The 14,863-nt window shown below is 46.1% G+C and carries 11 protein-coding genes; 7 read left to right on the forward strand and 4 right to left on the reverse strand.

What is annotated here, in order from left to right; genetic code table 11:
• Positions 1-83: 83 nt before the first annotated feature.
• Positions 84-1,331: a putative sulfate exporter family transporter gene (locus tag ABQ275_RS08990; RefSeq protein ID WP_349317954.1), complete on the reverse strand. Its 1,248-nt coding sequence runs from the start codon at positions 1,329-1,331 to the stop codon at positions 84-86.
• A 39-nt stretch (positions 1,332-1,370) separates the two neighbouring features.
• Positions 1,371-2,603, reverse strand: coding sequence for a nucleoside recognition domain-containing protein (locus tag ABQ275_RS08995; protein ID WP_349317955.1), 1,233 nt, complete (start codon positions 2,601-2,603; stop codon positions 1,371-1,373).
• A gap of 67 nt (positions 2,604-2,670) precedes the next feature.
• On the opposite strand from ABQ275_RS08995, the gene ychF reads away from it, so the two are divergent.
• Positions 2,671-3,774: a redox-regulated ATPase YchF gene (ychF, locus tag ABQ275_RS09000; RefSeq protein WP_349317956.1), complete on the forward strand. Its 1,104-nt coding sequence runs from the start codon at positions 2,671-2,673 to the stop codon at positions 3,772-3,774.
• 209 nt (positions 3,775-3,983) lie between these two features.
• Here ychF and ABQ275_RS09005 read toward each other — a convergent pair whose 3' ends face one another.
• Together ABQ275_RS09005 and metX are read right to left on the reverse strand one after the other, a co-directional pair.
• Positions 3,984-6,869, reverse strand: a complete 2,886-nt coding sequence (locus ABQ275_RS09005) for a TonB-dependent receptor (RefSeq protein WP_349317957.1) — start codon at positions 6,867-6,869, stop codon at positions 3,984-3,986.
• A 117-nt stretch (positions 6,870-6,986) separates the two neighbouring features.
• Positions 6,987-8,003 carry a homoserine O-acetyltransferase gene (gene metX / locus ABQ275_RS09010; protein ID WP_349317958.1) on the reverse strand — a complete coding sequence of 339 codons (1,017 nt, stop codon included), beginning with the start codon at positions 8,001-8,003 and terminating at the stop codon, positions 6,987-6,989.
• A gap of 174 nt (positions 8,004-8,177) precedes the next feature.
• Here metX and ABQ275_RS09015 point away from each other — a divergent pair, with 174 nt between their 5' ends.
• The 6 genes from ABQ275_RS09015 (at position 8,178) to ABQ275_RS09040 (ending at position 14,767) form a co-directional block, all read left to right on the forward strand.
• Positions 8,178-8,597 (forward strand): OsmC family protein, encoded by a 420-nt coding sequence (locus ABQ275_RS09015; RefSeq protein ID WP_349317959.1) that lies wholly within the window; start codon positions 8,178-8,180, stop codon positions 8,595-8,597.
• A gap of 21 nt (positions 8,598-8,618) precedes the next feature.
• Positions 8,619-9,803: an O-succinylhomoserine sulfhydrylase gene (locus ABQ275_RS09020; RefSeq protein ID WP_349317960.1), complete on the forward strand. Its 1,185-nt coding sequence runs from the start codon at positions 8,619-8,621 to the stop codon at positions 9,801-9,803.
• Positions 9,804-9,905: 102 nt separating this feature from the next.
• The gene (locus ABQ275_RS09025) at positions 9,906-10,253 is read left to right on the forward strand and encodes a hypothetical protein (RefSeq protein WP_349317961.1); all 348 of its coding nucleotides are present in this window, start codon (positions 9,906-9,908) and stop codon (positions 10,251-10,253) included.
• 81 nt (positions 10,254-10,334) lie between these two features.
• The gene (locus ABQ275_RS09030) at positions 10,335-12,854 is read left to right on the forward strand and encodes a DUF5686 and carboxypeptidase regulatory-like domain-containing protein (RefSeq protein WP_349317962.1); all 2,520 of its coding nucleotides are present in this window, start codon (positions 10,335-10,337) and stop codon (positions 12,852-12,854) included.
• A gap of 487 nt (positions 12,855-13,341) precedes the next feature.
• A complete protein-coding gene (locus ABQ275_RS09035; RefSeq protein ID WP_349317963.1) occupies positions 13,342-13,548 on the forward strand; it encodes a hypothetical protein in 207 nt (68 codons plus the stop codon).
• A gap of 199 nt (positions 13,549-13,747) precedes the next feature.
• Complete coding sequence (locus ABQ275_RS09040) at positions 13,748-14,767, forward strand: rhodanese-related sulfurtransferase (RefSeq protein ID WP_349317964.1); 1,020 nt, start codon at positions 13,748-13,750, stop codon at positions 14,765-14,767.
• The last annotated feature ends 96 nt before the right edge of the window (positions 14,768-14,863 follow it).

The raw sequence follows: 14,863 nt of genomic DNA on the forward strand, positions 1-14,863 counted from the left end.
AGGGATTAGCAAGATGGGCGTTTTGTTGTTTTTAGTTTTTAAACAACAAAACGCCCATCTTGCTAATCCCTATAATCTTTTAATCATGGTCTGAACACCAGGTATGCTACTATCAGTGTAAAGAATATATTAAACAGCTGCGCGATAATGAATGCCAGTGCGGGTTTACCATTTTCTACTTTAAAGATGTCGGTAAATTTCGTTTCCAGCCCGATACAGGTGAAGGCGAGTGCAAACCAATACGTTTGCAGTTCCTTTAATGATCCTTTGGAGGCTTCTACTAACGGAGATGGTAGTACGAAAGAGAACAGGAGAGAGGCAACAACGAAACCCAATACAAATTTAGGGAAGCGGTCCCATATGGTGCGGAGGGTTGGTTTTTCGTAGCCTGCTTTCTTATTGTTGTAAGACCAGTACAGGGAGATGGCGAATGCGGCCAGGCCCAGCAACACGTTTTGCGAAAACTTCACGATAGTGGCATACTTCAGGGCTTCTTTGCCCAACAGGGTACCAGCGGCTACTACTGCGCCGGAGGTATCGATGGTACCGCCCAGCCAGGCGCCCGCTACAGCCGGCGACATGCCCGCCCATATGGCAATGTAGGGCATGAACAACATCATGGGGATCGCTACGATCATCACCAGCGAAATAACGTGCGACAGCTTTTTATTATCGCCCTCAATGGCGCCGGAAGTGGCAATAGCCGCTGATACTCCGCAGATGGATACTGCACTGGAAATCATCATCCGGAACTCATCGTCCAGTCCCAGCATTTTACAAAGCCAGAAGGAAAAATACCATACCGTAAATACCACCACTACAGATTGGATAATACCCAGCATACCCGCTTCCATAATATCACCAAAGATGATGTTGGTGCCAAGTAATACCAGCCCTATTTTTATGTATAACTCCGTTTGCAACGCCGGTTTAATCCATTCCGGCAGCCCTATTACGTTACTGATAAACAAGCCCAGGATCAGGCTGAATAATACCACTTCGATACCCAGGTCTTTTATCCCTTTATTGGTAGTGATGATCTGCGCGATCAAAGAAATCAGCACTATGGTCAGCAGACCGGTGAAGAGTGCCATCGGTTTATAGTCACCCGCCAGGAAACGCGCCAGCAGCAGGCTGCCGAGCACCCATAAAAATAAGGTTCCCACGCGGAGGAGATTGGTTGTATCTGTTACCTGGCTCCATAAGCTGCCGGCATCTGTCCAGCCGAATTTGGGCAGGGCCGGCTTTAACCCGGCAAGTACCAGCCCAATGGTAAGGAATGCGATGATCACCGCAATCCAGTCTTCATGTAATTTTTTTGATTGTAACATAGGTTTGTCTTGTACTAAAGATGATCAGTCTGAAGAATATTAATGGAAAAAGAGATATCCTAACAGAATGGCTGACAGCAGGCCAAAGAAATCGGCAATCAATCCCGCAGCTACTGCATATCGCGTCAGCTTGATGTTTACGGAACCGAAGTATACCGCCAGTACATAGAACGTTGTTTCTGTAGTGCCCTGGATAACGCTGGCCAGTTTGCCCTGGAAGGAGTCTGCTCCATACTGGGTCATCACTTCTATCATCAGCCCGCGCGCGCCGCCGCCACTCAAAGGTTTCATCAGGGCTACCGGTAACGCCGGTACGAAATCTGTATTCAGTCCCATCCAGGAAAATAACGCGGCAATGGCATTGATAATATAATCCATACAACCTGTGGTTCGGAACACACCAATGGCCACCAGGATGCCTACAAGGTATGGGATGATACGCACAGATACCTGGAACCCTTCTTTGGCGCCTTCAATAAAAGCATCATATACATTTATCTTTTTAATCATTCCTGCCCCCAGGAAGACGATGACAATCGCAAAAATGATCGCGCCACCAACGTTCGCCATAGTGGGGCCGATCTTTTCTGCCGGCATTTGGCTCATCCAGAAATAAAGTCCGGTTACAATCGCCGCAAAGCCACCCAGAAACACCAGCACAGGTAGTTTAAACAGGTTGATCTTCTGATAAATGGACACGGTAAACATGCCAATTATAAATGCAATAAAAGTAGATATAAGGGTAGGGATGAAGATATCCGCCGGATTGGCGGCGCCCGCAGCCATTCTCAGGGCTATCACAGAAGTGGGGATCAGGACCACCCCGGCGGTATTCAGCACCAGGAACATGATCTGCGGATTGCTGGCCACTTCCGGTTCAGGATTGAGCTCCTGCAATTCCTTCATGGCTTTAAGCCCCATGGGAGTGGCGGCATTATCCAGTCCCAATAAAGTAGCCGAAAAATTCATCATCATAGAACCCATGGCAGGATGGCCTTTGGGCACCTGTGGAAACAATTTGGAGAAGAATGGATTTACCAGCCTGGAGAAACGGTTGATCATCCCCGCTACTTCGCCTACTTTCATAATCCCAAGCCAAAGCGTCATGATGCCAATCAGTCCCAGCGAGATCTCCGCACCGCTTTTGGCACTGGTAAACATACCATTCATAATCTGACCGAATATGGCCGTATCCTGTAAAAATACCGACTTAAAGACTGCTACCACAAACGCTATCAGGAAAAAGCCCAGCCAAACATAGTTTAATGCCATTAGATTCTTGGTTTATTCAATCAACAAATAAACTAAAATAAACCTATCTTTGCGCAAATTTTAAAAAATGGCTTTGCAAGTTGGAATTGTAGGATTGCCGAATGTAGGGAAATCGACTTTGTTTAATGCGGTGAGCAACAGTGCTAAGGCGCAGGCTAGCAACTACCGCTTTTGTACTATAGAACCAAACGTAGGACAGGTGGACGTTCCAGACGCCCGTATGTTCAAACTGGAAGAGCTGGTAAAGCCTGAACGCGTAGTACCCACAACCATCGAATTTGTGGATATTGCCGGCCTGGTAAAAGGCGCCAGCAAAGGAGAGGGCCTGGGGAATAAATTCCTGGCCAACATCCGCGAGGTAGACGCGATCGTACACGTGATCCGTTGCTTCGAAGATGAAAACATCCTCCGCGAAGAAGGCGATATCAACCCGGTGTCAGATAAGGAAATTATCGACACGGAATTACAGTTGAAGGACCTGGACAGTGTGGAGCGCAAAGTTGCCCGCACTGAGAAAATGGCTAAAACCGGCGGCGATCCTAAAGCAAAAATTGAATTCGAAATACTGAAAAGATGCCAGGAACATCTGCAGAAAGGCCGCAACGTCCGTGAGCTGGGACTCAGCAAGGAAGAACGCGTAGCTATTGCCGACCTGTTCCTGCTCTCCGAAAAGCCCGTACTGTACGTGGCTAACGTGGATGAAGCATCTCTTCATACCGGCAATAAATACTCAAAGGCCTTGCAGGAATCCGTTAATGCAGAAAATGCACAGGTAGTGGTCATGAACAACAGTATTGAAGCGCAGATCTCCGAAATGGAAGATGCGGCCGACAAAGAACTGTTCCTTGGTGAATACGGCCTCACAGAACCCGGACTAAACCGCCTGATCCGCTCTGCCTACGATCTGCTGGAACTCATCACTTACTTCACCGCCGGTGTGCAGGAAGTACGTGCCTGGACCATCCACAAAGGCTGGAAAGCGCCACAGGCAGCAAGTGTGATCCATACCGATTTCGAGAAAGGATTTATTAAGGCAGAAGTAATTGCCTACGAAGATTACGTAAAGTACGGTTCCGAAGCAGCCTGCCGCGATAATGGCCGTCTGCGTATCGAAGGAAAAGAATACGTAGTGGCCGATGGTGATGTGATGCACTTCCGTTTCAACGTATAATCGTTACAGTGAGTACAAGATAGTTTAAGATACTTCATGAAGTCATCCATGAGGGTTACAACGAAAGACGGGTCGGATTTATTCCGGCCCGTCGCTATTTTATATAGTCCACTGATCGTTTAAGCAGAAAAAAATCTTTATCTTCTCTTATATCTCCCCGTTCAATCCTGCAATCCTTCATAATCCCGGTAATCCTGGTCAGATCCTGGTCAGAGGTTGTATCCCAGTGAAACATACCACTGTGATCCGATGGTTGGGTTACCCCATGACTGAATATATTTTTTGTTCAGGATATTTACCCCACCAATCTTAACCGTGGTTTTTGCTTTCGGAAACAGCTTGCTCACCATGGCGTCGAGCGTGCCAAAGGAAGGCATTTCACTCAGCCCTGCTGTATTCACATTTGGTCCTACAAAAGACGATTGCCATACAAAAGCATCCTGCCATTTCCAGATGAAATTGAAAGCTATCAGGGAATTGGCGACGTTTCTGTTACCGAGGTTCAGGCTATAACGAACTTTTGGTGTGTTGTACATGGCCAGAAAACTGCCCAGGTCTTTTTGATTATTCAGCTCATTATAAGAAACGTTACCGCCCGCAGTAAAGTTTAATGGCAGGCTGTAATCTAATCCCAGTGCCCATCCCCACGACTTAACAGTTTGTTCGGCGCTTACCGGAACAGAAAATACATTATTGGTACCACCTGCAGTAGGCTGGATCAGGATCTGAATACCATTCATATTTTTAAAATCATTTTTGTAGATGTACGCGTCAATCAGCAACTTTCTAGCGATGAGTGCCTTGTAGCCGAGTTCGTATGCCTGTATTCTTTCCGGCAGAAATTCGCGGAAGGTATATTGTTCCGGAGCGCCGGCCTGTACAGACTGCAAAGAGAACAAGGGGCCTTTATCCAGCCCGTAACGCTCCCGCAGGAAGGGGAGCCCTCCGATAAGGTGCGCCTGCGGCGTAACAAGGTCTATATATTGATCCTGGTTATGCGGAATACGGAACCCGGTTTGATAGGATACACGGATGTTCTGTGTTTCGAGGAAAGTATATACGGCAGATAAACGTGGACTGAACTGACCTTTGAAGTTCATGTTCTTATCGTATCGTACAGACCCGGTGAGTTTGAGATGGTCGTCGGCCAGTTTTTTCATGACCTGTACATACCCACCATATTCATTGATCCGGAATTCTTTCCCGTTATCATCCACGGCAAATAATGTCTTTTCAGAATTGAGGGCATAACGGCGATAGTTACCGCCCACCAGGATTTCGGCAAACTTTACGAGGTTATGAAAATTATACATGAATTCAGCCTGGTAAAGATTTGTTTTATCGGTGAATTTTGCACCTACGCCGGTGTTGTCCCCGGGAATAGCTTTATTCTTTATTTTATCTGCTGCGGTGTTAAATTCAGCCGTGCCGGGCAGGAAGCGGCCCATATCTGCCGTGGTTCTGGCGCTTTCATTGAAATTGCTACGTCCTGCGTTAACCGTTGCCTGTGCAGCAGCCAGTGCAGCTGCATCGGAGGCGCCTCCCTGTTTGGCTGCACCGTATGCGGCAGCAAAAGTTCCGATGGACTGTTCCGCGTATTTGCCGAAATATTCAGGATACCACTGGGTGCTGGGCTTCCATGCTTCGTTGATACCCGAAGCCAGGGTACCACCGGCATAGCTGTCGCCGGATCTTTCCTGGGTGGTATATAACCTTACATAAAAATCAGACCCTTTTAATTCCACTTTGTACTGCGCCATATTGAAATCTTTCAGCGAGTAGCGGTCAGCCCCGGTATATACAGTGGTGCCGGAGCCATAACTTCCCTGGATCAGGGCTTCCAGGTTTTCCTTTATTTTGTAATGAAGCGCGCCATTGAGTTTCAGGTTTTTGGTATTATAGTCTACCACATCTGATTCATTATAACCGGTACGGGTAATACTAGAGACACCAGCGCCGGGAATAGCGGCATCAAAGATTTGTTGCGGGGTTACCGTTCCTCCCAGTGCGGCAGATACGCCTGCCAGTTGTTGGGAAAGCCCCGAAGCGGGATTAGCGAGTTGCGCTGCCAGGCTGTTGTACATATTAACTGTGTTCTCATCTCCGTACACATTCACGCCGTTGTAGCCTTCATTATTTGCGCGGGTACCATCCTGGAGAGTGTGCCCGTTGGCGAGGCTCTGATCACGCTTGTCATAGGCCTGCCAGTCGTCCGCTTTGATATAGCCTATGTTCAGTTTAAAAGCCCATTTGTTATTGAAGGCATGGGCATAACGTACAGAAACATCGTAAAAGCCGGTAGTGGCGTTGGTACGGCCATTATCATTGAGGATGCCTGTTTTTACCTGGGCACTGAGTCCCTGGTAGTCGAAAGGGTTTTTGCTGGTCATGAGTACAATACCATTGAGGGCATTGGGGCCATACAGTGCAGAAGCTGCACCGGGTATCAGTTCCACGTTGTCGAGGTCCAGTTCGGGGATACCCACCATGTTGCCTACGGCAAAGTTGAGGCCCGGCGCCTGGTTGTCCATCCCATCATTCAGTTGCAGTACGCGGGTATTACCATTGCTGTTGAAACCGCGTGTATTTACAGATTTAAAGGTTAAACTCTGTGTGCTCATTTCCACGCCTTTCAGGTTGGCGAGTGCATCGTAAAAAGAAGGAGCGGGGGATGCCCTGAGTGCGCGGGCATCCAGCTTTTCAATAGATACGGGTGATTGCAGGATGCTTTCCTGTACACGGCTGGCAGCTACCACTACTTCCAGGCCCAGGATTTCAGTGGAGCTGAGTTGAATGCTGATTTTTTCGTCGGCGCTGGTCACCAGCCTTTCTTCCGACTTGAAACCTACGTAGGAAAAAATGAGGGTTAACGGGAACGCATGCGTGGTTCTCAGCTGGAATGTGCCGCCATTGCCGGAAATAGTGCCTGCAGTGGCGCCTTTAATGCTGACGGTTACCCCTGACATGCCGTTACCTGTAGTGTTATTGGTTACTGTACCATTAATGATGGATGGTGTTTGTGCTGAAATCCCCGGGGTAAGGGAAAACAATAGCAACAGGTATCCCAAACACGCTTTGAATAGAATGTTTTTCATACGCAGTGGATGTTTAGAAATTTAGATTCGGTTATACTAAATATAACGAAAAATAGCGTACAAAAAATATGTTGAGAATAAATGAAGAAAATTACAGATTGCAGGTAACGGGCGTTTTTACCCCTTCCAATCCTGTAGTATTTTCCCGATTTTTTCAAATTCTATCAGGAAGCCATCATGTCCGTAAGAGGAATCAATTTCGTGATAGGTGGCATTGGGAAGATGTGCTGCCATTAACTGTTGCTCTTCCGGCGGGCACAGGATATCGCTGGTGATACCAATGAGCAGTACGGGTTGTTTGATATGTGAGAGGGAAGTGGTAATATCTTCATGCCGTCCGCGGGCAATGTTATGACTATCCATGGCTTTGGTCAGTAACCAGTAGGACTGTGCATTGAATCGTTTTACCAGTTTATCACCCTGATAGCAGATATAGGAAGATGCGCGGAAATCGTCTGTTTTTTCTTTATCAGGATCAGATTGGGTCCGCACGAAAGTTTTATAATTGCGGTAGGTGATCATGCCTATTGCCCGGGCGGCTTTCAGTCCTTTATGTCCGGCGTTGTGAGTATCATCCTGCCAGGTGCTGTCTGCCTCTATGGCCAATCGTTGGGTGGTATGGATGGCAATGCCCCATGCGCTTTCAGCAGCGCCGGTACACAGCAGGAACAGGCGGTTGATCAGCGCCGGTTCTGTAAGCGCCCATTCCAGTACCTGATAGCCTCCCATAGAACCGCCTATGAGCAACCCGATACGGGGGATCTCCAGATGTTTGCGTAATAACTGGTGCGCCTGTACTATATCCCGGATGGTGATAGCGGGGAAAGAATGGAACCAGGGGGCGCCTGTTTCCGGGTTCATGGTATGCGGGCCTGAACTGCCATAGCAGGAGCCAATAATGTTGGCGCAAACAATGAAATGTGTGGCAGGATCAATCACCCGTCCGGTACCAATAAGACCCGTCCACCAGTCAGCTACGTCGCTGTTGGCCGTCAATGCATGACATACCCATACCACATTGCTGCCATCTTCTTTCATGGTGCCGTATGTATGATACGCAATATGCAGTTCTGGTAATACCTGGCCGGACTCTAACCGGAATGATGCTTTACTGTGAAAAATCCTTACAGACAATAAGACAAAATTTTTGCAAATCTACATTAACAATTACGAATTACGAATAACGAATGCGGATTTATGAAGATAAATGCCCGGAGATGTTCGCCTGTGGCGCTTTACAAGTGTGCAATTTGCAATTCATCATTCGTAATTGATTTATTTTATCTTTGTTGTAGAAACTCACTTATCATGAAAATAGCATTACAAAGAGTAGACGACGGATTTAATATGGAGGCGGTAGATGAAGGCGGTCATAAAGTGCTGATGGATTCGTCTGTGGAAAATGGCGGTAAAAACAATGGGGTAAGACCTATGCAGATGGTTATTATGGGCCTTGGTGGCTGTTCTGCCATTGATGTACTGATGATCCTGAAGAAACAACGCCAGGACGTAAAAGACCTTCGTATCGAGATAGACGGGGAGCGGGAAAAAGGTAAAGAGCCTTCCCTTTGGGAAACAGCCCACATCATTTTTCATCTCACCGGTAATATCGATGCTGATAAAGCGGCGCGCGCCGTGGAACTATCCATGAATAAATATTGTTCAGTGGCGGAGACACTGAGGCAGGCCAATACAAAGCTGACCTGGGAAGTGAAACTGAACGCTTAACCTGCTGAAACTACCATATCAATGAGCAAAGAAAATCAATACCAACCGGATACTAATGCCGTGAGGGTTCAAACCGCCAGAACAGACCAGATGGAACACTCAACACCGATGTTCCTCACTTCCAGTTTCTGTTTTGATAATGCGGAGGAAATGCGTGCTACTTTCGCCGATGAAACGGACTTCAATATCTACAGCCGTTTCAGTAATCCCAATGTAGACGAGTTTGTACAAAAAATGTGTGTGCTGGAAGGTGCGGAGGCGGGCTACGCCACCGCTTCCGGGATGAGTGCTATCTTTGCCAGCTTTATGGCGCTGCTGAAAGCAGGTGATCATTTGCTGAGTGCCCGTTCCATCTTCGGTTCCACCCATACGGTGGTGACCAAATTCTTACCAAAGTGGGGGATCGAATCATCCTATTTCGATATCAATGATCCGGCCGGTGTTGAGGCGATGATTCAGCCCAATACCCGCATGATCTTCGTGGAAACACCCTCTAATCCGGGCCTGGAGATCATCGATATTGAGCTCCTGGCAAAGATTGCCAACAAACATAACATCATCCTCAATGTAGATAACTGCTTTGCTACCCCGGTACTGCAAAGGCCCATCGCGGCAGGTGCGCATATCGTTACCCATTCGGCCACCAAGTGGATCGACGGGCAGGGACGTGTACTCGGCGGCGCTGTAGTGGGTAAGAAAGAGCTGATCAAAGAGATCCATACCTTCTGCAGAAGTACAGGACCGGCCATGTCACCCTTCAATGCATGGGTGCTGAGTAAAAGCCTGGAAACATTATTCATCCGCATGGAACGGCATTCAGAAAGCGCGTTCAAACTGGCGAAAGCACTCGAAGGCAATGTACACCTTGACTCCGTGAAGTATCCTTTCCTGCCCAGTCATCCGCAATATGATATTGCCCGGAAACAAATGAGCGGCGGTGGTGGCATCGTTTGTTTTGAACTGAAAGGCGGGCTTGAAAGAGGCGCCGGTTTCCTCAATGCCCTGAAGTTGCTGTCGCTGACTGCCAACCTGGGAGATAGCCGCAGCATTGCATCTCATCCCGCCAGTACTACACACGCAAAACTCAGCGATGAGGAAAAAGCAAACGTAGGTATAACGGCAGGGCTTATACGTATTTCAGTAGGTCTTGAAAATATCAAAGATATCCTGGAAGATATTGAAATGGCACTGGACAAGAGTAAATAAAAAATCAGGGATTACGGAGTTGCAGGAAGGTTTACGCGAAAATCAGCCGACATAAATCTGCCTACAATTTCGTAATTCGTATTTCTTTCCTATATTGGTATTATGAAATCCTTTGCACACTTTCTGATCATCCTGGTGCTCGCCTACATTGCTGGTTTGGTATTACCCTGGTGGAGTGTAACGCTGGTAGCTTTTATTGTAACCCTGGCGTTTCCTTTGTCTCCGGGAAAATCATTCATCAGTGCTTTTCTGTCCATCTTTGTGCTGTGGATGGTGCTGGCATTCTTTCAGGATGTCCGCAACGATCACCTCCTGGCAAACCGGATGAGTGAAATGTTCCTGCAGGTGAAGAATGCACCGCTCATGGGCGTGATAAGTTCCGTTGTAGGGGCACTGGTAGCAGGCTTTGCGGCATCAAGTGCTGCTTATTTCCGCGCCGCAGCATCCTGATGACTCATCTTGTGCTGTTAAAATTCTGATAAAACAGTTTTAGTGTTTATCCTGTAAACACCAGGTGGTTATTTTTGAGCTATGATAAAATACTTACCTACCCTGTTTTGTTTTTTCCTCACTTCTTACTGTCAGGCTAATGCGGTCAGAGGCAGCGTTACCGACAACAAGCATCAACCCCTTCCTTTTGCAACCATATTAATTAAAGGCACTTCCACAGGTACAACTACCAACGCAGCAGGCCAATACCAGCTGGAGCTGGCGCCGGGTCAGTATACGATTGTTTGTCAGTATATGGGTTACCGTAAAACAGAAACCGTTATCACCGTAAACAACACCGTGCAAACACTGGATTTTCACCTGGAACCTATCAACATGCAGATCAGGGAAGTAGTGGTGAAATCGGGGGGCGAAGATCCCGCTTATGCCATTATCCGGCAGGCGATCAGGAAACGTGCTTTTTATCAGCAACAGGTAAAGGAGTATACCTGCATGTCCTATATCAAAGGCACCATTGGTATGAAAGGAACGCCCACCCGCTTCATGGGACAAAAAATCGATAAGAAAGATATAGGGGTAGACAGTACCGGTAAGGGCATGATCTTCCTGTCAGAATCTGTTACAAAAATATCTTACCGGCTGCCGGATAAGATGAAACTGGAAGTGATTTCTTCCCGTAAAAGTGGCGGCGGATTTGGATTGAGTTTCCCCGCTTTCATCAGCTTTTATGATAATAATGTGGCTGCCGTTATCACGCAGATGGGGCCACGGGGCTATATTTCACCCATTGCACAAAATGCACTTTCTTATTATAAATACAAACTGGAAGGAGAATTTGTGGAAGATGGAATTACGGTTAATAAGATTTTGGTGATACCGCGGCGTAAACAGGAACCCTTATTTTCCGGCTATATTTTCATTACAGACAAGGACTGGCGCATTCATAGTACAGACCTTATCCTGACATCGGAATACCAGCTGGAAATTATGGATACACTCCGTATCCGGCAAACGCATGTGCCTGTAGCCCACGATGTATGGCGGGTAAAGGACCAGGTGATGTATATGTCTTTCAGGAAATTCGGCTTTGCCATGGAAGGAAATTTTGTGAATGTATATTCAGACTATAATGTAAAGCCTGCCTTTCCACCTAAATATTTTGATAACGTCTTCCTGAAGTATGATACCGCATTTGACAAGAAAAATATTCCTTACTGGGATAGTATCCGGCCTGTGCCGCTGGAAGAGGCGGAGATAAAAGATTATCACGAAAAAGACAGTACTGCCAAAGCTAACCGTGATTCCGCTTTCTCGCGTTATACGCTGGATTCTTTGCAACAAAAACAGAAGAAGGTAAAGGTGATGGATGTGTTATGGGGAGGCGTTAAGCACAATTATTATTTCCGCCGGGATAGTGCTATTGAACATCATGAGTTGCGGGTAAAATCTTTGGTGAAATCGCTGAAATATAACACCGTAGAGGGGCTGGTGCTGGCAATAGAACCTACTGCGTACTTTAACCTGGGAGAGGAAAGAAACCTGCGTGTAACACCGTTTGTGCGTTACGGATTGAGCAATACTCACTTAAACGCCTATACGCAAATTGACTATAGCAGTGCCAGCCAGATCAAAAAAAAGTACGGCCATAATAACTGGAGCCTGGCAGGAGGGAAGCGGATCTCTCAATTCAACCAGGACAATCCTATTGATAATATCACGAATGAATTTTATACCCTGTTGCTGAAAGAAAATTATATGAAGCTGTATGAAAACTGGTTCGGCCATTTGCAGTACAGCCGTACGTTTCAGACGAATGACAGGTTTACAGCGGGTATTACCTATGAAAACAGGAATCCGGTAGTGAACACAACAGATTTTGTCATCTTCAAAAATGATAATAAGCAATTCACGCCCAATCATCCTTATGAACTGGCCGGTGTGCCGTTTAATAAACATACCGCCCTGGTGCTGGACTTGAGCTTTCGCTTTCAACCAGGGCAACAATTTGTGGAGCTCCCGGATCGCAAACTTCCATTCGGATCAAAGTATCCGACCTTTGAAATAGGCTATAGCAAAGGGATTCCCAATGTGGTGAACAGCATTGTGGATTTTGACAAATGGAATGTTTCCATGTTTGACAGAATGAACTTTAAATTGTTTGGTGAATTCCGTTACCGGGTAAGTGCAGGTGGATTTATTACTGCCGGCAATGTGCAGCTGCCGGATTACCAGCATTTCAATGGTAACCAGACTTTTTACAACATGAAATACCTGAACAGTTTCCAGTTGGCTCCCTATTACAAATACAGCACTACCGCGCCATTTTATACGACTGCCAACCTGGAACATCATTTCAATGGTTTGCTCACAAATAAAATTCCGTTGTTTAACCGGCTGAAATGGAACCTGGTCATAGGCGCCAATGCCTTTTATGTAAATGGCGATAATAACTATGTAGAAGCTTTTGCCGGCCTGGAAAACATCTTGAAAATGTTCAGGGTCGATGTAGTGTCCGGCTACCAGAGCCAGGATAAAACACGTATAGGCGTGAGAGTTGGGTTTGGTGGCTTGTTCGGGGGGCTTGTCAGCTTCAATAAATAATCAATATTTTGGGATTTAGTGATTTTGGAATTTTGTTTTGTTAAACGTTATCCGATTTTAGAAATGAAATTTCTACATCCCCAAAATCAAAAAATCGTAAATCAAAAAATCCGTAAATGCTATCTCTTCTTGCTTTTCATTTCTTTCTTCTCATCGAAAAAGTAAGCCAGCAACCTGTAGACCCAGATACCAACCACTGCATAAATAAAGTAGGTAAAGTAAATACTCATAACATAACATTTAGGGTTAAACAATATTTTTCTCAGTAGTAATTTCAAAAAGGGTGCCAACAGGGGTAATAACTTAAGGACGAAGTTATATACAATAATTATCAGATAGTTATAAAACAGCCAATATTTTCTGCACACTTTGTGAACATTTGATTGTCAGGTGATGTTAGATAATAAAGTGTTTAAGCGTGTATTTTGGCTTGGTTTAATAACACGGAAGTGTTACTTTTACGGTCACTTATGAAACCATATCTACCATGAAACGAATAGCCCTCATCGCTCTCATAGCCGGTGTCGTCATGGCTGCCGCTGCCCGTATTACCGAATTAAATGACCTGCCGGGTGCAGTAGAACTGAGAACCCCCGGTTTTATAGGTTACATCCTGATTATCAGCTCCGCAGCATACTTTTCCCTCCATTTCTTATTTGAATGGAGTAAGAAGGCGGAAACGTACCGTTCCTGACCCTGGGACATACCGGGAAATTATTCACTCATTTTGTGGCCTCAAACAGAGAATATGCTGATTATGCTTATCTTTGCATCCTTTCCGGGGAAAAACCGGAAGAACAGTTTATAATTTATCGATCTGTACCCTTTAAACGGGGGGAATTGATAGAAGTTTTGTTCACTAGAGCAAGTGTCCTTAAAATTTCAAACAAAAAATGGCCTTACACAACAGAGTATCCGCCGCCGAACTCAAGCAACGGCTGGCGATGGAAACAATTAAACGCGTTACTATTTCTTTCTACCAGTACGCGAAAATCGAAGACCCGCAGGCTTTCCGCGACCAACTGTACGGAACCCTTTTCAAACTGGATGTATTCGGACGTATTTATGTAGCACATGAAGGCATCAATGCCCAACTCAGTGTGCCGCAACATCATTTTGAGGCGCTGAAGGAAGCGTTGTACGCCATCTCCTTCCTCCATGGTGTACGGTTGAATATTGCAGTAGATGATGATGGTAAATCATTCTTCGTATTAAAAATTAAAGTACGGGAGAAGATTGTAGCGGATGGTATCGAAGATCCTGCTTTTGATATGGCCAACCGCGGTAAATATGTAGATGCAAAAGGCTTTAATGAACTCACCAATGATCCTGATACCGTGGTGGTGGATATGCGCAATCACTATGAATATGAAGTAGGACATTTTGAAGGCGCCATTGAAGTGCCCTCCGATACTTTCCGCGATCAGCTACCCATGGCGGTTGATATGCTCCGGGATCAGAAAGACAAAAACATCATCATGTACTGTACCGGTGGGATCCGCTGTGAGAAAGCTTCTGCCTATATGCTACATAACGGGTTCAAAAATGTATTTCACCTGGAAGGGGGCATCATTGAATATACCAACAAAGCAAAACAACAAGGGCTGCCCATTAAATTCAAAGGTAAAAACTTTGTATTCGATGACCGCCTGGGTGAGCGCATCAGTGAAGATGTTATCAGCCATTGTCATCAGTGTGGTGAACCTTGTGATACACATACCAACTGTTTGAATGAAGGTTGTCATCTCTTGTTCATTCAATGTGATGCCTGTGCAAAAAAGTACCATGGCTGTTGCAGTGAAGCTTGTCAGACTGTGAATGCACTACCCGAAGAAGAGAAAGCCGCTATGCGGAAAGGTGTAGAGAAAGGGCTGATGTTCAATAAATCCAGACGAAGAAAAATTCCTAAATAAAAATCCGCCCCGCGTTGTTTCTTCTCGGCAGGGCGGAGTAGAGATCATAAAATCAGTGAGGCCGGACGTTGTCGGGCCTTTCCTTTTTTCATAACC

Source organism: Chitinophaga sp. MM2321, from assembly GCF_964033635.1.
In the GTDB taxonomy this organism is placed as follows: domain Bacteria; phylum Bacteroidota; class Bacteroidia; order Chitinophagales; family Chitinophagaceae; genus Chitinophaga.